This is a genomic window from Alphaproteobacteria bacterium (assembly GCA_016699735.1).
Lineage (GTDB): Bacteria > Pseudomonadota > Alphaproteobacteria > Micavibrionales > Micavibrionaceae > JAGNKE01.
This window is the reverse complement of the sequence record CP065008.1, coordinates 2,465,676-2,483,446: the sequence shown is the minus strand read 5'-3', so window position 1 is coordinate 2,483,446 and position 17,771 is coordinate 2,465,676. Positions and strand designations below refer to the sequence as shown.

Annotated in this window: 16 protein-coding genes; 10 read left to right on the top strand and 6 right to left on the bottom strand. The window is 54.6% G+C overall.

The window, feature by feature from the left end; translation table 11 throughout:
* Positions 1-139 precede the first annotated feature (139 nt).
* The 3 genes from gmd to IPN28_12405 are packed head-to-tail and all read left to right on the top strand — an operon-like array spanning position 140 to position 3,031.
* Positions 140-1,222 carry a GDP-mannose 4,6-dehydratase gene (gmd, locus tag IPN28_12415; GenBank protein QQS57040.1) on the top strand — a complete coding sequence of 361 codons (1,083 nt, stop codon included), beginning with the start codon at positions 140-142 and terminating at the stop codon, positions 1,220-1,222.
* Entirely contained in the window at positions 1,204-2,184 is a 981-nt protein-coding gene (locus IPN28_12410) for a GDP-L-fucose synthase (GenBank protein QQS57039.1), read from the top strand. The genes gmd and IPN28_12410 overlap by 19 nt, the downstream gene beginning before the upstream one ends.
* The gene (locus IPN28_12405) at positions 2,168-3,031 is read left to right on the top strand and encodes an NTP transferase domain-containing protein (protein ID QQS57038.1); all 864 of its coding nucleotides are present in this window, start codon (positions 2,168-2,170) and stop codon (positions 3,029-3,031) included. The genes IPN28_12410 and IPN28_12405 overlap by 17 nt, the downstream gene beginning before the upstream one ends.
* On the opposite strand, the gene IPN28_12400 is transcribed toward IPN28_12405, so the two are convergent.
* Positions 3,028-3,867 (bottom strand): hypothetical protein, encoded by an 840-nt coding sequence (locus IPN28_12400; GenBank protein QQS57037.1) that lies wholly within the window; start codon positions 3,865-3,867, stop codon positions 3,028-3,030. The two genes, IPN28_12405 and IPN28_12400, sit on opposite strands and share 4 nt — an antisense overlap.
* A 9-nt stretch (positions 3,868-3,876) precedes the next feature.
* Positions 3,877-4,869: a hypothetical protein gene (locus IPN28_12395; protein QQS57036.1), complete on the bottom strand. Its 993-nt coding sequence runs from the start codon at positions 4,867-4,869 to the stop codon at positions 3,877-3,879.
* Positions 4,870-5,139: 270 nt separating this feature from the next.
* Here IPN28_12395 and IPN28_12390 point away from each other — a divergent pair, with 270 nt between their 5' ends.
* Entirely contained in the window at positions 5,140-6,078 is a 939-nt protein-coding gene (locus tag IPN28_12390; GenBank protein ID QQS57035.1) for a hypothetical protein, read from the top strand.
* Here the strand turns inward: IPN28_12390 and IPN28_12385 are convergent.
* A complete protein-coding gene (locus IPN28_12385) occupies positions 6,075-6,884 on the bottom strand; it encodes a 23S rRNA (adenine(2030)-N(6))-methyltransferase RlmJ (GenBank protein ID QQS57034.1) in 810 nt (269 codons plus the stop codon). The two genes, IPN28_12390 and IPN28_12385, sit on opposite strands and share 4 nt — an antisense overlap.
* Before the next feature lie 115 nt (positions 6,885-6,999).
* On the opposite strand from IPN28_12385, the gene IPN28_12380 reads away from it, so the two are divergent.
* A complete protein-coding gene (locus tag IPN28_12380; protein QQS57033.1) occupies positions 7,000-7,893 on the top strand; it encodes a hypothetical protein in 894 nt (297 codons plus the stop codon).
* 1,013 nt (positions 7,894-8,906) lie between these two features.
* Positions 8,907-10,190, top strand: coding sequence for a TerB family tellurite resistance protein (locus tag IPN28_12375; protein ID QQS57032.1), 1,284 nt, complete (start codon positions 8,907-8,909; stop codon positions 10,188-10,190).
* On the opposite strand, the gene IPN28_12370 is transcribed toward IPN28_12375, so the two are convergent.
* Both IPN28_12370 and IPN28_12365 read right to left on the bottom strand, forming a co-directional pair.
* Positions 10,187-10,897, bottom strand: coding sequence for a hypothetical protein (locus IPN28_12370; protein QQS57031.1), 711 nt, complete (start codon positions 10,895-10,897; stop codon positions 10,187-10,189). The two genes, IPN28_12375 and IPN28_12370, sit on opposite strands and share 4 nt — an antisense overlap.
* Before the next feature lie 16 nt (positions 10,898-10,913).
* Positions 10,914-12,968 carry a M3 family metallopeptidase gene (locus IPN28_12365; GenBank protein QQS57030.1) on the bottom strand — a complete coding sequence of 685 codons (2,055 nt, stop codon included), beginning with the start codon at positions 12,966-12,968 and terminating at the stop codon, positions 10,914-10,916.
* A 54-nt stretch (positions 12,969-13,022) separates the two neighbouring features.
* Between IPN28_12365 and mnmD the strand changes: the two genes are divergently transcribed.
* The 4 genes from mnmD to IPN28_12345 all read left to right on the top strand — a co-directional run bounded on the left by mnmD (position 13,023) and on the right by IPN28_12345 (position 17,125).
* The gene (gene mnmD, locus IPN28_12360; GenBank protein ID QQS57029.1) at positions 13,023-13,715 is read left to right on the top strand and encodes a tRNA (5-methylaminomethyl-2-thiouridine)(34)-methyltransferase MnmD; all 693 of its coding nucleotides are present in this window, start codon (positions 13,023-13,025) and stop codon (positions 13,713-13,715) included.
* Positions 13,712-14,749 carry an FAD-dependent 5-carboxymethylaminomethyl-2-thiouridine(34) oxidoreductase MnmC gene (gene mnmC / locus IPN28_12355; protein ID QQS57028.1) on the top strand — a complete coding sequence of 346 codons (1,038 nt, stop codon included), beginning with the start codon at positions 13,712-13,714 and terminating at the stop codon, positions 14,747-14,749. Before mnmD ends, mnmC begins: the two co-directional genes overlap by 4 nt.
* Before the next feature lie 838 nt (positions 14,750-15,587).
* Positions 15,588-15,755, top strand: a complete 168-nt coding sequence (locus IPN28_12350) for a Flp family type IVb pilin (protein QQS58631.1) — start codon at positions 15,588-15,590, stop codon at positions 15,753-15,755.
* A 296-nt stretch (positions 15,756-16,051) separates the two neighbouring features.
* Positions 16,052-17,125, top strand: a complete 1,074-nt coding sequence (locus IPN28_12345) for an undecaprenyl/decaprenyl-phosphate alpha-N-acetylglucosaminyl 1-phosphate transferase (protein QQS57027.1) — start codon at positions 16,052-16,054, stop codon at positions 17,123-17,125.
* Here the strand turns inward: IPN28_12345 and IPN28_12340 are convergent.
* Positions 17,122-17,703 carry a hypothetical protein gene (locus IPN28_12340; protein QQS57026.1) on the bottom strand — a complete coding sequence of 194 codons (582 nt, stop codon included), beginning with the start codon at positions 17,701-17,703 and terminating at the stop codon, positions 17,122-17,124. The genes IPN28_12345 and IPN28_12340 overlap by 4 nt on opposite strands.
* Positions 17,704-17,771: the final 68 nt, after the last annotated feature.

Genomic DNA, 17,771 nt, shown 5'->3' with positions numbered 1-17,771 from the left:
CGGGGAGAGGGAAATATGCGGAGTATGATTTCTAATTTAGTATCTCAACTTTCTTTTCTAACTGATTTGTTTTCATTGCGTTTTTGGCACGGATGGTGCATTGTGTTTTCACAGCAAATCTTCGTGTGGGGAGACGCCGATGTCCGGTTTCAAAAAAACCGCCCTCATCACCGGCATTGCCGGGCAGGATGGGGGTTTTCTTGCTGAGTTTCTGATCCGTAAAGGTTACCGCGTTCACGGGCTGGTCCGGTGGGACAGCTATATGGACCCCGCCGACGGTTTGCGGCGGCTGGAGGCGCTGGGACTGACCGATGCCGCGCTGACGCTGCATCAGGGCGATATCACGGACGCGCAGAATGTGACGGCGCTTCTTAAACTCATCCGGCCGTCCGAGATTTATAATCTCGCCGCCATGTCGCAGGTGGGGGTGAGTTTCAAGACCCCGGCGGCGACGCTGGATATCAATACCAAGGGGACGCTGGCGCTGCTGGAAGCCATCCGGTTGCTGGATATGGAAAAGTCGGTGCGGATGTACCAGGCGTCGTCCTCCGAAATGTTCGGCAGTGCGCCCGCGCCGCAGGACGAGAATACGCCCTTCATGCCGTGCAGCCCCTACGGCGTGGCGAAACTGGCGGCATACTGGCTGGCGCGGACGTACCGCGAGGCTTACGGGATGCACGTTTCCAACGGCATTTTGTTTAACCATGAAAGTCCGGCGCGGGGGGAGGATTTCGTCACGCGCAAGATCACCAAGGCGGTGGCCTGCATCGAGGCCGGATCGCGGGAGGTTTTGAAGCTCGGCAATCTGGATTCTATCCGCGACTGGGGCCATGCGCGGGATTATGTCGAGGGGATGTGGCTGATGCTTCAGCAGCCCGTGCCCGATGATTATGTTCTGGCGACGGGGCAGGCCTATTCCGTGCGGGAGTTCGTCGAGCGCGCCTTCGCGCAGACGGGGGTGAGCGTGGTCTGGCAGGGGACGGGGATCGAGGAGACGGGGCGCGAGAAGCGCACGGGGCGGCTGCTGGTTTCCGTGGATGCTTCGCTGTTCCGGCCGAAGGATGTCAATCATCTGCTCGGCAATGCGCGGAAGGCGCAGGATAAGCTGAACTGGCTGCCGAAATATTATTTCGATGATCTGGTGGCCGATATGGTGAATGCCGACCGGGCGCTGCTCTGGCGCGAGGCCGGGGGAGACTCGGTATGGAAAATGACTGGCTGAGCGTTCCGTATGCTCTTTCCGGCAAGCGGGTGTGGGTGGCCGGGGAGACGGGCATGGTCGGGGCTGCGACGGTGCGGCGGCTTGCTTGCGAAAACGTCCAACTGATTTCCGCGCCGCGTTCGGTGCTTGATCTGCGCGATGGGGCGGCGGTTCATGAATGGATGGCGTGGGAGAAGCCCGAAGTTATTATTCTCGCGGCGGCGCTGGTGGGCGGTATTCTGGATAATTCGCAGCGTCCGGCGGATTTTCTTTATGACAATCTTTCCATTACCATGAACGTCATCCATGCCGCGCATCTGTGCGGGGTGGAGCGGCTTTTATCTCTGGGTTCTTCCTGCATTTATCCGCGGGAGGCGCACGTGCCGATCAAAGAGAGTGCGTTGCTGAGTGCTCCGCTGGAGCCGACGAATGAGGGCTATGCCTTGGCGAAGATCGCCGGGGTGAAGATGTGCGAATTTTACCGGAAGCAATACGGGCGCGATTTCATTTCCGCCATGCCGTGCAATCTTTACGGTCCGGGGGATCATTACGATCTGACGCGTTCGCACGTTATTCCGGCGCTGCTGATGAAGGCGCACGTGGCGAAGTCTTCGGGGCAGCCGTTAAAGGTCTGGGGCAGCGGGCGGGCGCTGCGCGAATTTCTTTATGTCGATGATCTGGCGGACGCGCTGGTGTTTCTGCTCAGGCACTATAACGGTGCGGGGCCGATCAATGTGGGGAGCGGGGCAGAGGTTTCCATCGGTGAACTGGCCTTAAAGATCGCCGATTGCGCGGGATGTTCCGGCGGGGTTGAATTTGACACCTCGGGGCCGGAGGGTGTATTTCGTAAAGTCATGGATTGTTCACGCATTTTTTCCGCCGGATGGCGGCCCCGGATTTCTCTGGAGGACGGGTTGAGGCTGGCTTACGCCGATTATCTGGCGCGTTATCCTTCACCGGAGGCTCATGACCTCGCGGCCTGAGATTGTGCCCGTTATCCTTGCGGGCGGGCGCGATCCGCAGCTCTGGCCCCTGACCCATTCAAAGCGCGCGAAGGCTTTTCTTTCTCTCGGTACGGGGTTGTCGTTTTTTCAGCGCACGGTTTTGCGGGTGCGGGCGTTTGCGCCGCCGCTGATCGTTTGCGATGAGCGGCATAAGGAACTGGCGCAGGACCAGCTCAAGCTGATCAAAAGCGAATACCGCGCCATCATTCATGAGCCGGAATCGAAGGGTACGGCGGCGGCTGTCGCGTTGGCGGCGCATTATCTGAAGGGGCAGGGGCTATTGATGCTTGTCATGCCGAGCGATCACATCCTTAAAAATGTGCGGGCGTTCGAGAAGGCGGTGATTGAATCCCTTGCGTATACGATTGACCATATGGTGCTGTTCGGCGTGAAGCCGACTGCACCTGAAACAGAGTACGGGTATATCGTTACGGAGATGGGGAAGGCTCCCTGCCGGCCTGTGCGGAAATTCATCGAGAAGCCGAGTTTGGAGGATGCACAGGCGCTGATGATGCGGCCCGACTGTCTGTGGAATACGGGAATGTTCCTGACGCGGCCCACGATTTTCCTGCAGCAGATGGAGCGGACGGCGCCGCGCCTGTATGCGGCTATTCAGAAATCCTTCGAGGGTGGGGAGGAAGAACACGTTTTTTTTCAGCCCGACCGTGGCGCTTTTTCAAATGTCGAGGCGGTTTCCGTCGATGTGGCGGTCATGAAAAACGCGACCTCCTGTCTGGCGCGTGATCTGGGCGTGCCGTGGAGCGATGTGGGGACGTTGAAAAAGCTGTGGCGCTGGCGTTTTAACAGGGAGCAGGCACCCGATTAAATGTCTCTGGCCATGCCGGGTTGTTCGATATCGATATCGTTGTTGATGATTCCTTTTTCTTCTAGCTCCTCGCGGACGTGGCCGCGTTTTTCGGCGAACCAGTAGAAGACTTCGGAGCCGAGGGTGGCGATGCTGAAGGTCAGGATCGGTGCGCTGGTCTCCACGCTCCAGTTGTTTTTGGCCAGATCGGTGACGGTCAGGTATCCCAACCCTGTTATGGAGATCAGTCCGGCGGCCAGATTGGTGCGCGTTTCGGCAAGGTTGGCGATTTGTTTGATGCCCGGCAGGTTCAGGACGGCGTTCTTGAATTTTTCCGTGGGGTTTTCCTTTTCCCTGACGAAGAAGGTGATGGCGCTGCCCATCAGGTCGGTGGCTCCGGCGACAAGGTAACCCATGGAGGTGTTCAGGTTTCCGCTGCCGATATCAGCGGCGGCCATGACCGCGCTCTGCGCCGTGTAACCGATGGTCGAAGTTTCGTGGGGGTAGTCTTTGAAATTCGCAGCGTCTTTCCATTCGAAGTGTTTGTCCTGCGGGTTGTGGTCGTCGGCATCGCGGATAGGGTCGCCGTAGCGGATGAGGATGGCGTCGGCGCTCAGGGCGGCGGCCGCTGCGGTTATTAGAACCGGGTTTTGCGATCTGACGCCTTCATAGCCCAGGGCGAGGCTGCTGATCGCCGAGAGGGCGCCGCTGATCCTTGTTTTATTGATCGTGCAAAAATCCACGACCTCTCTGCCGACTTCCGCTATCGCGCCGGACGCATAGACATTTGCCTGATGTAAAGGATCAGAGGTTGGGGTTGCGTGACGCTGAAAGAAACTTAGCAGGTGATGGAGCATAACACGGCTTCAGGTTTTGATCGCCTGAACTCCGATATTGACCATGGCGCGGCTGCCGTCTGCGGTCAGATGCAGGTTGTCGGTGCTGATCTGGGCGGCGGTAATCTGCGCGTCGGTGGCGGCGTATTTTATCCCTGCTGCCTGCGCTTGAAGCTGGTATTGCTCGTTCAGGCGTTCCATCGTGCGTGTCCAGTTATCGACAAAGCCCTCCTGTCGCCAGGCCGCGCTGCCGCCCGTGTAGGCGCCCTTGGGGGCGTTGAGGCCGAGGATGACGGGTTCAGCGCCCTGCGTTTTCATCTGCTGCGCGATGTCAATCACGCGCTTGGCGTAGGCGGCGATCTGGGCGTCGGACTGGCCCATCAGCGAGGCTACATCGTTGGTGCCGAAGTAAATAAAGGCGGCGGCGTTGTGCGGGATGTTACTGACCGTCTGTGGCTTGATGCTGGTCAGAAAACCTGCGCCGGGGGTTCCGAGGTTTGTCACGCCCGCGAAGGTTCCGGGCCGGACGCTGCGGGCCATGCCGTCGGCGATGGAGTCGCCCCAGAAAATTGCGTTCGAATGGGGTGCCTGAATTGTTGCGCCGTTGGCTGTGACCGTGCGGGCTTGCGGGCTGGCGACGAACGGAAAGGCGGCGTGGTCGGAGGATTCCGGCGCCGATGTTATAACAGGGGCGGGCGGTGCTGCCGCGGGGACGGGGGGCGCGGGGGTTGCGGCGCTGGCGGCGGGGAAGAGGGCGCCGAGAAAGGTGGTCATGAGTCCCTTCGTCCAGTCGTTGCTGCCTGCGTTTTGTGCGGGCGCGGCGTCGGCCTGCATCGTTCCGTCTTCGCTTTCCTCGGGTTCGGAGGAGTCGCCCTCGTTCGATGCTTCCTCGTCCGGACCATCCTCTTCTTCGGATGCGTCAGCGGTGCGCGTGTCTTCCTGCTCAGAATTGAACAGGCCGTTCAGCCACAGCATGAACTGATGCCAAACGCTCTGATTGTTGAAATTCTGCTTTAGAGCCACGATGTCACACCCAATAATCTTTTTGCCTAAAGGCTTTTTGCGCGGTCTTTAGTTTCGCGCTTTCCTTAAAACTAGCATATTCAGCGGTCTGCGGGCAAAGAATATCAGCGGTGGTTCTTTCTTCCATGGGAAGGGTAAAGGAGGAAAAAATTGTTAGGCATTTGATTTTTAACTTGTTGTTATTGCTTGCTTTTTCCAGTTTTTATCGTCTTTATGGACAAAAGTCACTAAAATTAATACTCTATGGAAAAATAGTAAGGGGTGTTCGTTATGCGTAAGCCGCAAGCCGATCAAGGGTTAGTCAATTCCATGTTTCAGGCCGTCGAGGCCAGTGATGTTAATGCGTCCGTCACGCTTGGTGTTCTTGTCGAGGATTACGATTTTGACAGGGCGCATAGAAGCATCAATCTTCCTGATCAGGAAGGGCAAAACGTGAATGCCGTCGATCCGCTTGATCTCTATCTTCATTCCGTCTACCACAACGGGCGGGAATCTCTGGGCGTTCTTCTTGGCGCCGGGTGCGATCACAGGGCTGTTTCTACTCTCTCTGGGGCACAAAATCTGGTCGTCCTGCAGAAATCGTCAAGCTTGCGGTCTCCTGTGATTATTGATCAGGGGAACGATGTTTGCTGGGCCGTCTTGTCGGATCATCCCGATGCGCTTGGCAATCTTGAGAAGGCCTACGCCGAGCACGGACTTCAGATGGACGTCAACGCCCGTGAAGCCATACCCTATAGTGTTATCGGTTTAAGAAATCGGGACGCTCAAAAGCATACGCCCCTTGATCTGGCGGTGATGCTTTATGTCGCGCAGAAGCAATCCGATTTAAAAAATTCTGATGCTCTGAAAATTAGAGGAGAGGCTCTGGGGCAGGCGCTTAAACCGATCGTCGAGCGCTTTCAGCAGGCTGGCTTTGGGGTTGACGCCATTCAGTATTTGCCTACAGCCCGCGGTGTGGAAAAATTCAAGCCTCATGCGCCCGATACGGAAAAAAATATCCGGCTACTTTTGTCGCATGGGGCGCGGGGTTCCCTTGCTTCTTATTTTCCTGCGTCGGATGTCAGTCTTGCAGATCCATTCACCAACGGCGATGCTTTTGAGGTGATGAGTCTGCGCGAGTTTTGTCAGCAAAATTCTTCGCTGTTTCCTGCGGATGTACTTGGCGCTTTGACCAGCAACTCCGCGCCGGGTCATGAGCGTCATCTCTAATCAGCTTTCCTAATCCCGCTCAGTTTGGCGGTTATCCCCTCCATCTTCTGCTCGAGGCCGAAGGGGATATTGGCGATGAACAGGCCGCTGCCGTAGAGGGCTTTCCAGCCGTCGCCGCGTTCGGGCGGGGGGGAGAATTCGACCTCGAAGAGACCGGATTTCGGGAGGAGAAGATCCTGAAGTGCCTGAACCATCGGTTCGTGCGGGCGCGAGGGGAGCAGGGGGTACCAGAGGACCAGTGTTGCCACGGCCCATTTTTTCATCAGTTTTGCGATATAGACGGGGATGTCCTCGTAGTCACTTTTGATTTCGTAGCTTGGGTCGATAAAGACAAGGCCGCGGCGCGGTTCCGGCGGGGCGAGGGCGAGAAGCGCCTGAAACCCGTCTTTTCTTTGAATGTTTACAGAGGAGCTTTTTATGGCGCTTTGGAGGAAGGTAAACTCTGTGGGGTGGAGCTCCATGAGGTGCATTTTGTCACCGGGGCGGCGGTAATATTCGGCAATCGCAGCAGAGCCGGGGTAAATGTTTGCGCCTTTCGTGCGTTGGGTATCCTGTAGCACACGCATGAAGGGGCGGGTCGGCGGGAACCATGTCTCTTTAAGCATTTTGTGGATGCCTTCGGCGGCTTCGCCGGTTTTTTGCGCCTCCGGGGCCGAGAGGTCGTAATAGCCGCGTCCGGCGTGAGTTTCGAAGTAGGTCAACGGCTTGTCCTTTTTGACCATGAGGTCAAGGATTTCGGCCAGCGCCATGTGCTTATGGATATCGGGCAGGGAGCCGGCGTGGTAGATGTGCTGGTAGGATAACATTAGGTTTTCCGGCCTTTTTCATAAGGGTCTGGCGTCAGACCGCCCTTTTTGGCATAGTTTTAACCATCTTTTCCTATGCTGTCTGCAGCAGAGTCTCATTTTCACAGGGCCAGCCATGAAACAATCCACGGATCATCTGCTGATGATCGAACCCGCTGAATTTTACACGAATCCCGAGACGCTGGAAACCAATGCGTATCAGGCGGAGCGGGATGACCGTTCGCGTGAGGAAATTTCGCGGGCGGCGGTCCGCGAATTCCGCGATTATCGTGACGCGCTGGTGGCGGCGGGGGTGAAGGTCACGACCGTGCTGGGGCACCGGGGGTCGCCGGATATGGTCTTTCCCAACTGGGCGTCGGTTTACCCGGACGGGCGGATGATTCTTTATCCGATGCTGAGCGTGAACCGCCAGAAGGAGCGGCGGCCGGATATTATCGCGATGCTTCGCAAATCCTATCCGAACGTCACGGACTGGAGCGGGTATGAGAAGGAAGGAAAGTATCTTGAAAGTACGGCGAGCATCGTTGCCGATCATGTCAACAAGATTGCCTATGCCGCGCTGTCGAAGCGGACCAATCCCGAGCTTGTGAAACTATGGGCGGAGTTTATGGGGTATGAGGTTTTGATGTTCGAGACGGAGAGCCACGCGGGAATTCCGGTTTATCATACCGATTATCTGATGTGGATCGGCACGGAGGTGGCGGCGCTGTGCGTTGAATGTTTGCTGCCGCCCTACCGGGACGCTGTTTTGAAGAAACTTCAATCCACGCATGAGGTGATTGAACTGTCGATGGCGCAGCTGCGTGCGAATTGCGGGAACGCGCTGGAGGTGATCGGGGAGGGGGGTGCGCGGATGCTCACGCTTTCGGATACGGCGCGGGCGGCGCTGGATAAGGCGCAATTCGAGACGATCGGGCGGCATTTTTCGCGGCTTGTCTCCAGCCCTATTCCGACTCTGGAGAAATATGGCGGCGGGTCAGCGCGGTGTATGCTGATGGAGTTGTTCTAGGGGTTTTGAGCCGCAGAGGGCGCGGAGAGTTTTTAAACACAACGATCACGGCGATCACGACGGGGGTAGTGCTTTCTTTTCATTCCGGCCCCCCCCCCTGTCTTTCCGGCGAAGGCGGGAATTTTTTAAAACTAATGAGATAGACAGAGAAAAACAGAGACCGTCGGCGCGGAACGCTTTGCGGCTTTGCGATTCAAGGCCGCAGGGCGATGGGTTTATGTGAATCGCGAAGACGCGAAGGGGGCGGTGTTTGCCGTTCCACCTCTGCAACAATCACGGCATTCCCGCGAAGGCGGGAATCCATTTATGAAAAAACACCAGAGATAGACAGAGAAAAACAGAGATTATGGCGCTTCCGGTCTCTGTTTTCCTCTGTTTGTCCCTGGTGTTTTTTACTCGATGTCCGTCTGCACGGGCATGACATTGGAGCAGAACGCTTTGCGTCTTGGCGGCTTTGCGATTCAGGGCCGCAGGGGAGAAGGGTTCATTTGAATCGCGAAGGCGGGAATCCATTTATGAAAAAACACCAGAGATAGACAGAGAAAAACAGAGACCATTGGCGCGGAACGCTTTGCGTCTTGGCGGCTTTGCGATTCAGGGCCAAAAGCGCGGACGCTTCATGTGAATCGCGAAGACGCGAAGGGGGGTATGGATCCCCGCTTGCGCGGGGATGCCCGAGAGGGCGGCGCGGGAGGCTTTGCGGCTTTGCGATTCAGGGCCGCAGGGGCGAAGAGTTTATTTGAATCGCGAAGACGCGAAGCTTGCCGTGTTTGCCGTTCCACCTCTGCAACAATCACGGCATTCCCGCGAAGGCGGGAATCCATTTATGAAAAAACACCAGAGATAGACAGAGAAAAACAGAGACCATTGGCGCGGAACGCTTTGCGGCTTTGCGATTCAGGGCCGCAGGGGAGAAGGGTTCATTTGAATCGCGAAGGCGCGAAGGGATTTGACAGGAAGACTATGGGTGATCAAGATTATACTGTGAGATTTTATTTAAAAGTGAATTAGCAATGAAAAATGAAGACGAAGAAGGACTAGTCTTAGAGTATTTAAAAGATTTAATTTTTTACGATGAAGGTTTTGTTTACGGGGAAGATTGCGATTATTCCTACGAGGACATTTTTAGTATTAAGTATTCCGCCACCGCTATAAAAAATAGCGTTGCGAGTACGACCTATGAAACATACCTTTGTTTACATATGTCGGATGGATTTCAAATAAAGATAGATCAGGAGCGTTCTTTTTTTGGGATTAACGAGAAAAAAAAAGCTGAAGCCGTGATGCGTGCTTCTGCCATTTTTCATGAAGTAACGTTTACCAACCGCATGGAAAGATACGAAAAGCAACTTAAAACAAAAAGCTTTGTTTCATGGGGTCAATATCAATTTGCTGAAAAAGGAGAGTTTTTTAAAAATTACGAATTGCTTTTTAATTTGAGAGATAAAGACGTTAAAAAAAGTTTAGATGTTTTCTCGTTTCAGGTTTCCAAAAAATCAAAAAGTTTGAAAGAGTCTTTCTTTAATTTTTGGAAAGGTCATGAAGCTATAGATATTTCGATTGATAGAGACTGTTTTCTCTATTTTATGAAAAACTATCTTGGGTTAACTTGGAAAGATGAGGTTGTTAAGGAGAAGAAAAAGCCAAGAAGAAGCGAATTTTTTGAGGCTGTAATTATTTTGGGCGCTAAAGTCTGCAAAGCAGATGGTCGCGTGGACGCCGTAGAAATTAAGACTTTTAAAACTTATTTTGGTATTGATGAAAAGTCTTTTCCCGGTTCAGAGGATATTTTTAGAAGAGCTGCTACTTCGGTTGAAGGTATACAAGAACCAGCTCAAAAAATTTATGCACTTTTTGAAGGTCAGCAAGAGCCGCTAGAACATATTATTATTGGTCTTATCCAAATTGCAGCAGCGGATGGCGTCATAACTAATGAAGAAAGACAGATAATTGAAAACGTCTGTCGTGTTTTCCAATTTCCTAGTTACGAGATAGAGCGTCTTTTCTTGCTTTTTGAAAGCATTCGACAAGAAAAGAAAGGCGCATCAAACAGTAATTTTTCTTATCAAACGCGAACGCAGTACCTGAAAATTTTAGGTTTGGGCGCTAATGCAAAGCATGATGAAGTAAAAGTTGCTTATAAAGAATTAGTAAGAAAACACCATCCTGATATATTGCTCGCACAGGGCATTCCTATTGAGCGAATTAAGGATTCAGAAGAAATATTAAAAACAATAAATGCCGCATATAATTGGCTTTCAAATGATGCTAACAACAAAAAACGCGCCGCCTCCTAAAATTTCGAGGGATCAATATAAAAGGTTCTTAAGTTACCGTTTGTTTGCAAAATAAGTTCAACCGTGTAGCCAGTATATCCTTGTCCGTCGGAGGTAAAATCAAACAATTCATTAGCTTTGAAAGTTGTACCCGGTCCGAAAAAATAAGAGGTGCCATACCAAATGTTTCCAGCTGCGTAGCGGATTTCGTATGTGCCCAATGGCATTTTCACCTCAAAGGGGTGACCTCCGATGATATAGGCGGTTAAACTCGGTTTATTGTCCTCTATATTTACTATCTTGACGTAATAGTCGTTCCCTATTTGTGTTTTGATTTCTAGGGGAGCGACGCCGGAAGCAAAACTTTTTGAAATGATTCCTGGCTTAATTTCTACTGGCGATAATGCCTGTCCATCAGTTAATAGTACTCCGTTGTCCAGTATTAAAGTTTCGTCGGGTGAGATTTTTCTTATGTTAGAGGTTCTTCCATTAGAGTTTTTATGGGTAGAGTTCTCAAAATGTGGCAAAACAATAAAAATGAATACTAAAACCCAAACGAACCATAAATTGACAATTATTCCTAATAAGGATGCAATAAGTGGGCGCTTACTACCTATTACTGCAAGGATATTGCTGCAATCACCGCAAGCAGCTTTTTGCTTAGTTTTCTCTTTAGGTATTCTGTTATGCGCTCCGCAATTGCTGCAAAGTATTATTTTTGCTGTCACGTTTTACATTCCTAAATCAAGCCGCCTTTTTCTCCGCCTTCAATAACCCCTCCCGCCTTAGCAGCGCATCCGGGTCGGCGTCGCGGCCGCGGAAATTGCGGTAGAGCACCGCCGGTTCCTCGGAGCCGCCGCTGGCCAGAAGTTTGCGGTAGGCCTGCGCGCTGGCGCTATCATACAAGCCCTTTTCCTTGAACAGCTCGAACGTGTCGGCGTCCAGCACTTCGGCCCATTTATAGCTGTAATAGCCCGCCGAATAACCGCCCGCGAAAATATGCCCGAAGGAGCAGGAAGACGGACCCGCCAGACGCGGGAAGAGCGCGGTATCCTTCATGGCCGCGTCTTCGAAGCTTTCCACATCCGTGATCTTGTCGGGGTTTTTCGTATGCCACGCCATGTCGAGCTGCGCGAGGCCGATCTGGCGCAAACCGCCCCAGCCGACCATGTAATTCTGGGCCTTGTTCAGTTTTTCGACCAAAGCGGCGGGGATTTTCTCGCTGGTCTGGTAATGTTCGGCAAACGTATCCAGCACCGATTTTTCGTAGCACCAGTTTTCCTGTAGCTGCGAGGGCAGCTCCACGAAGTCCCATCTTACGTTCGTTCCGGCGACGGCGCGGTAGGTGACATCGGAGAGCAGGCCGTGGATGGCGTGCCCCATTTCATGATACAGCGTCGTGACCTCTCCGTGCGTGAGCAGGGAGGGCTTGTCGTTCGTCGGCTTGGTGAAGTTGCAGACAATCGCCACCACGGGGCGTTCGACCTTGCCGCGCCAGAGACCCTGATTGCGATAGGTCGTCATCCATGCGCCCTGATTTTTGCCGGTGCGGGGGTGGAAGTCGGCGTAAAAGGTTCCCACAAACGCGCCGTCCCTGCTGTTGACCACGTCGAAGACCTGAACATCCTTGTGCCAGACGGGGTATTTGCCCTCGGCGTTGTTGAAGCGGATGCCGAAAAGCTTGCTGAAATGATCGAAGCAGCCCTTAAGGACTTTTTCGAGGGAATAGTAAGGGCGGAAATCCTCGGAGGTGAAATCAAAAAGCTTCTTGCGGAGCTTTTCGGCGTAATAGCCGACATCCCACGGCATGAGTTCGGTCAGGCCGTGTTCCTTCGCGGCGTATTTCTTGAGGGTGGCGAGGTCTTTCTTGGCGGCAGGTTTGTAGGCGGTCTTGAGTTTTTTGAGGAACTCCATGACCTGTTCGGGGGATTTGGCCATGCGCTCCTCCAGCACATAGTGGGCATGAGTCTTATAGCCCAGAAGTTTCGCGCGTTCCTTTTTCAGCTTCACGGTTTCGAGGATAATGGCGGAATTATCGTATTCGCCCTTCCACGCGCGGGAGCCGAAGGCGCGCCAGATTTTCTCGCGCAGTTCGCGGTTGTCGGCATATTGCAGAAAGGGGCCGAAGCTGGGGTAGTCCAGCGTGAAGAGCCATTTTCCTGTATAGCCCTTTTCCTCCGCCGCATGAGCCGCGCTGTCAATCGCGCTGTCGGGCAGGCCGGAGAGGTCTTTTTTATCGCTAATCACGAGTTCGAAGGCTTCGGCGGATTTCACCGTGTTCTGCATGAAGGCGGGCGTAAGGGTGGAGAGTCGTTCGGAAATCTCGCGCAGGCGAGCCTTTTTCTTCTTGCTCAAATTCGCACCGCCACGCACGAAGCCCTTATAGGTGTCCTCCAGCAGGGTTTTCTGCTCGGGGGTGAGTGTGAGGGAGCCGCGTTTGTCGTAAACCGCCTTGACGCGCTTGAACAGTTTGGCATCCAGCAGCACATCGTTGGAGAATTTCGCGCCCAGCGGCCCCATTTCGGCGGCCAGCGCGTGCAGATCGTCCCCGCCCACGGCGGAGAGCTGGTTATAGAAGGCGGAAGTCACCTGATCGAGTGTCTCGGAGGCGCATTCAAGGGCGACAAGGGTATTCTCAAAGTCCGGCTCCGCCTTGTTCTTCTTGAGTTTGGCGATGTTCTTTTCCGCTTCCTCTATGGCGGCCTTGAGGCCCGGCAGGTAATGCTCCGTTTTGATCCGGTCAAAGGGGGGCGCCTGGTTGGGGAGGGTCGATTTTTCTAGCAGCGGGTTGGAAGACATGCGAAAACCTCAGTTGGACTCGTGAACATCAAGAATAAGGAAATATGGAGCAAAATGGCAAGCGTGCCAAGGTCAGAGCGGTTCGACGATGTTTATTTTTCCGTAGAGGACGGGCTGGCGGAGACGCGGCACGTGTTTCTGGAGGGCAACCGCCTGCCGGAGCGATGGGGCGATCATGATTTCCGGGGGACGTTTGTCATCGGAGAGACGGGGTTTGGGACGGGTCTGAATTTTCTCGCGGCGTGGCTGTTGTGGAAGACGCTGCGGGTCAATAACAATCCGCGACGTCTTGAATTTATCTCGGTGGAAAAATATCCGGTTAATGGCGCGTTTATCCGCGATGTCCTCTCGGTGTGGGAAGAGGAACTGGGGGATAAGCTGGCGCGTTTTTGCGATCTGTATCCCGTGCCCAAGACAGGCGCCCATTCGATTGACGTGGCAGAGGATGTGCGCCTGACCCTGCATATCGGGGATGTGGCGGAGGTTCTGCCGACGCTGGAGGCGCGGGTGGATGCGTGGTTCCTTGATGGGTTCAAACCCGCGACCAACCCCGAGATGTGGACGGATGAGGTTTTTTCCCATATGGCGCGGTTGAGTCATGCGGGCACGAGCTTTGCGACCTTCACGGCGGCGGGGGATGTGCGGCGCGGGCTGCAGAATGCGGGGTTCGAGGTTCACAAGGTGCCGGGGTTCGGGCGCAAGCGGGATATGCTGACGGGGGTTTATGCCGGAGGCGTCAAAGCATGAAAATCGCGATCATCGGCGGCGGGTTGGCGGGGACGGCGTGCGCTTATGTTTTCCGGCGCGCCGGGCTGGAGCCTGTGCTTTATGAGGAGGCCGCCACGTTGGCTCCCGCCGCGTCGGGGAATGCGGTCGGGCTTTATAATCCGCGCTTTACCGCCGAGAAGGGGCCGGAGCAGGAATTTTATTCCGGCGCGTTTTTTGCTGCGCTGAAGGTTTTCGAGACTCTTGAGGGGATCGAGTGGAATCCCTGCGGCGCATTGCATCTGGTCAATGACGAGAAGAAGGGGAAGCGGTTTCCGCAAACCGCGCGGAACTGGGGCTGGGGGCCGGGGCAGATGCGGATGGTGCCCGCCGCTGAAGCGTCCGAGATTGCGGGGATCCCGATCACCTATGAAGCGCTCTATCTTGCGAAATCGGGGACGGTTTCTCCACGGAAATTATGCGCAGCCTATGCGGAGGGGGTCGATGTTCATCTCGACCACCCTATCGAAAATTTTTCCGATCTGGGCGCGGATGCCGTCGTGCTGGCGGGGGGGATGGGGCTTTTGAAATTTCCTGAGGCTTCGCACCTGCCACTGCAGGCCGTGCGGGGACAGGTGACCTCTATCGATCATAGCGAGGAGACTCGTAAACTGCGCTGCACGGTCGGTTACGGGGGGTATGTGACGCCCGTCATCAACCGGGTGCATTGCGTGGGGTCGACGTTCCAGAGGTGGCTGGACCACAGCGAGATCATCGGGCAGGACGATCTGGATAACATCATGAAGTTGCACGAGCATCTGTGTGCGTTCCGGGGGCTGCATACGATCGAGGGGCAGCGGGCGGCGGTGCGGACGACGTCGCCGGATCATTTCCCGATCGTGGGGACGCTGGATGAGCGGCGGAAAATTTACGTGTCTACTGCGCACGGGTCGCACGGGATTTTGAGTTCGCTGCGGGCGGCGGAATTTCTGGCGGGTGCGTTAACGGGGCGCGGAGAAGTTGAGTTTTCCGAGGGCTTGCGGGCGGCGCTGTCGCCAGGGCGGTTTAACGGTTAAAGGACACCCTGTCATTCCGGCGGAGGCCGGAATCCACTTTAAGGACAAGGAGCACGAAACCTGAGCACATTTAACGAACCCAGTCGCGCTAAGAAAAGGTCGCTTTGGAAAGTGGTCGTGTTCGGGATGTTCATTGTTTTTTTGTCGTCATATCTCCTGCTATTCGGCATCCGCTATGCGGTGTTCCACTTCGGCTTAGGCCCACAAGATAGAAGCCACTATTTCTATATGACAGACGAGCAAAAGAAGCACCATTCATCTACCGAGCATTTTGAGGCATGGAAGAAGATCAACAGAACCCAAGGAGAAGAGCGTGACTGAATACAATGAATGCTCGAACTTCTTGCTGATAAGAAACGACAGAGACAAACAGAGACCATCGGCGCGGAACGCTTTGCGGCTTTGCGATTCAAGGCTACGGGCGCACAGGGTTCATTTGAATCGCGAAGACGCGAAGCGGGCGGGGCTTGAGTTTTCCGGCGGCGCTCAGGCTTGGCCGTGGACCCCGGCCTGCGCCGGGGTGACGGCTGAGTTTTAAGTCACTTTGTCCCCTTGTCATTCCGGCGGAGGCCGGAATCCACTTTAAAAATAACACCAGAGACAGACAGAGGACAACAGAGGCTGTCCGTGCGGATATCTCTGCTTCTGGCCGTGTTTTCTTACGTTTTATTTTCTGGATCCCCGCTTGCGCGGGGATGCTAAGATGTATGGCCCTGCAAAGGGGGGGACGATGGATAGGACTTTCGTCCTCTTTTATGGCATTTTACCAATTCTTTACGAAATCTTACCTTTTTCCGGGCATCCTGAAGTTTGGGTAACACTCATGACGGAAAGAGCTATGCACGGCCTTATTTCACGTTATTTGCGCCAGGAAGAGGGCGCTACGGCGATTGAATACAGCCTGATCGCCACGGGTATTTCGATCGCCATCGTCGTCGTCGTCTACACGATGGGCGAGGATGTGGCGGCCCTTTATGAAGGGTTCATCGGTATATTCACAAGCTAGGGTTAAAACCCACAGCTTTTCTAAAGACCTGCAAACACGGTCTTTGATTTGCGCCGTTTTACGGCGCTCTCCCTTCGGGCGCCTTCGGCGTCCAACGCCCTTTCGGGCCGTTGTCTGCGCTTCCGCTTCCCAAATACCCTTAAGTATTCTGCGATGCGGTTCTCGAAAGCCCGTGTTTTCGCTGACTTTATAAAAGCTGTGAATCTTGACCCCGACAAAGTTTCTCCACCGGCTTTTCCCTCTGAAGCCTTTTCGCCGCCTTTTCTTTGCGGCCGCTCTGGCTTATTCTGCCGCGCATGAATTTCGGTCCTGCGGGTTTTTCGTTTTTTCTGGCTCTGGTCAGCTTTGCGCTGGTCGCCGCGCTGTTGCCGCTGGCGATCCGCTTAGCGGTGCGCTCGGGGTTTATCGATGCGCCGGGGGGGCGGAAGGTGCATGACCGTCCCGTGCCGCCGATCGGCGGGCTGGTCGTGTTTCCGGTTTTCATTCTGGTTTTCGTTCTGGCGGGCGGCGGGGCGCGGGGGCACTGGCCGTTGATCGAGGCGCTGGCGCTTCTGCTTGCTGTCGGTATGGCGGACGATTACAAGCCGATCCAACCGTGGATCAAGTTCGGGGCGCAGATCGTGGCGGCGTGCGTGGTCGTTCTTCCCGGCGGGGCGCAGATTCTTACGCTGGGGGATTTGTTCGGGTTCGGCGGTTTGTGGCTGGATGTTTTTTCCATTCCTTTTTCGATTATCGCTATGGTGCTGTTCATCAACGGGATGAATCTGATCGACGGGCTGGACGGGCTGGCGGGCGGGATCGGGTTTCTGACTTTTTTGTGGTTTATCGCTGCCTGTCTTTTACGCGGCGATGCCGATTTGCTGCCGGGGCTGTTGATCGCGGCGGGGGCGATGACGGGATTTCTTTTGTATAACCTTCGGACGCCATGGCGGGCGAAGGCGTTGGTTTTCATGGGCGATTCCGGCAGCCTATGCCTTGGCTTGCTGATGGGGTGGTATGCGATCAAGATCGCGGAATTTCCGGGGCCGACGCTGCTGCCCATTACGGTGGCGTGGATTATCGGGCTGCCCGTGTTCGACGAGTGCGCGCAATTCTTCCGCCGGGTGCGGGAGGGCAAGCATCCGTTTACCGCCGACCGCGGGCATCTTCATCATCATCTTCTGGATGCGGGATTCACGGCGGGGCAGGCGAGCGCTGTTATTCTTTGCGTTGTTTTTGTGATGGGCGCTATCGGGTTTTTTGGAATCCAGATGGGTGTGCCGCAGCCTGTGCTGGCTTACCTGTGGATCGCGCTGTTGTTTTCACATATGGCGCTGTCGTACAAGCCTCACCGCTATGTTTCGATTTTCAGCCGTTTGCGCGGCGTTTAGTAAAGCAGGGCGTGGCGGGTGATATCCTCCACGATGTACATCATGAAGACGAGCCAGGCGGCCATGGGGATGCTGATCTTCAGGCTGTTCCTGATGAAATATCCGGTCATCAAGAGGACGTATATCATGAAGAACATCTCCAGAAGGATGACTTCATCGAGTGTGTGAAGGCCGGACCAGACCATGAGGTGGATCGGGGTTTCAAAGAGGATCGGGATCACCTGAAGCCAGTTCAGGCCGGCGAGGTAGCGCGGAAAAAACTCCAGCCGGTTGTGAATTTTGCACAACATATAAACGGCGAGAATAAAGAAGATATTCACGAAGACGAGGCGCGTAGCTTCCTGTTCGATCAGAAGGAGTGTTTCCGCGTCTTTCAGTTTTTCGCTCTCGCGGCTGAGGAAGAGGACGGCGCTGAAATTGAGAGGCATCGAGAACAGCAGCAGCCAGAAGGAGCGCATCGCCTCCTCGACCGAATTGGTGAAGCGCTCCGCGCCCTGCTTCAGGAAACAGGCGTTCTCCATGGTGCCAATCAGGCAGCGCCTGAATTCATCGGCGGGGAAAAAAACGGCTTTACTCATGTTCCTCTCTGTCTTTCGATCTTTGTACCAACCGAACGGTGCCAAAGGGAATATGTTTTTGCGTTTGC

Bases quoted from the DNA above. Each gene is read 5' to 3' on its own strand.
- IPN28_12350 (QQS58631.1), top strand. From the start codon at position 15,588: ATGCACGGCCTTATTTCACGTTATTTGCGCCAGGAAGAGGGCGCTACG.
- IPN28_12380 (QQS57033.1), top strand. From the start codon at position 7,000: ATGAAACAATCCACGGATCATCTGCTGATGATCGAACCCGCTGAATTT.
- IPN28_12405 (QQS57038.1), top strand. From the start codon at position 2,168: ATGACCTCGCGGCCTGAGATTGTGCCCGTTATCCTTGCGGGCGGGCGC.
- mnmC (QQS57028.1), top strand. From the start codon at position 13,712: ATGAAAATCGCGATCATCGGCGGCGGGTTGGCGGGGACGGCGTGCGCT.
- mnmD (QQS57029.1), top strand. From the start codon at position 13,023: ATGGCAAGCGTGCCAAGGTCAGAGCGGTTCGACGATGTTTATTTTTCC.
- IPN28_12340 (QQS57026.1), bottom strand. From the start codon at position 17,703: ATGAGTAAAGCCGTTTTTTTCCCCGCCGATGAATTCAGGCGCTGCCTG.
- IPN28_12390 (QQS57035.1), top strand. From the start codon at position 5,140: ATGCGTAAGCCGCAAGCCGATCAAGGGTTAGTCAATTCCATGTTTCAG.
- IPN28_12375 (QQS57032.1), top strand. From the start codon at position 8,907: ATGAAAAATGAAGACGAAGAAGGACTAGTCTTAGAGTATTTAAAAGAT.
- IPN28_12365 (QQS57030.1), bottom strand. From the start codon at position 12,968: ATGTCTTCCAACCCGCTGCTAGAAAAATCGACCCTCCCCAACCAGGCG.
- gmd (QQS57040.1), top strand. From the start codon at position 140: ATGTCCGGTTTCAAAAAAACCGCCCTCATCACCGGCATTGCCGGGCAG.
- IPN28_12400 (QQS57037.1), bottom strand. From the start codon at position 3,867: ATGCTCCATCACCTGCTAAGTTTCTTTCAGCGTCACGCAACCCCAACC.
- IPN28_12385 (QQS57034.1), bottom strand. From the start codon at position 6,884: ATGTTATCCTACCAGCACATCTACCACGCCGGCTCCCTGCCCGATATC.
- IPN28_12410 (QQS57039.1), top strand. From the start codon at position 1,204: ATGGAAAATGACTGGCTGAGCGTTCCGTATGCTCTTTCCGGCAAGCGG.
- IPN28_12345 (QQS57027.1), top strand. From the start codon at position 16,052: ATGAATTTCGGTCCTGCGGGTTTTTCGTTTTTTCTGGCTCTGGTCAGC.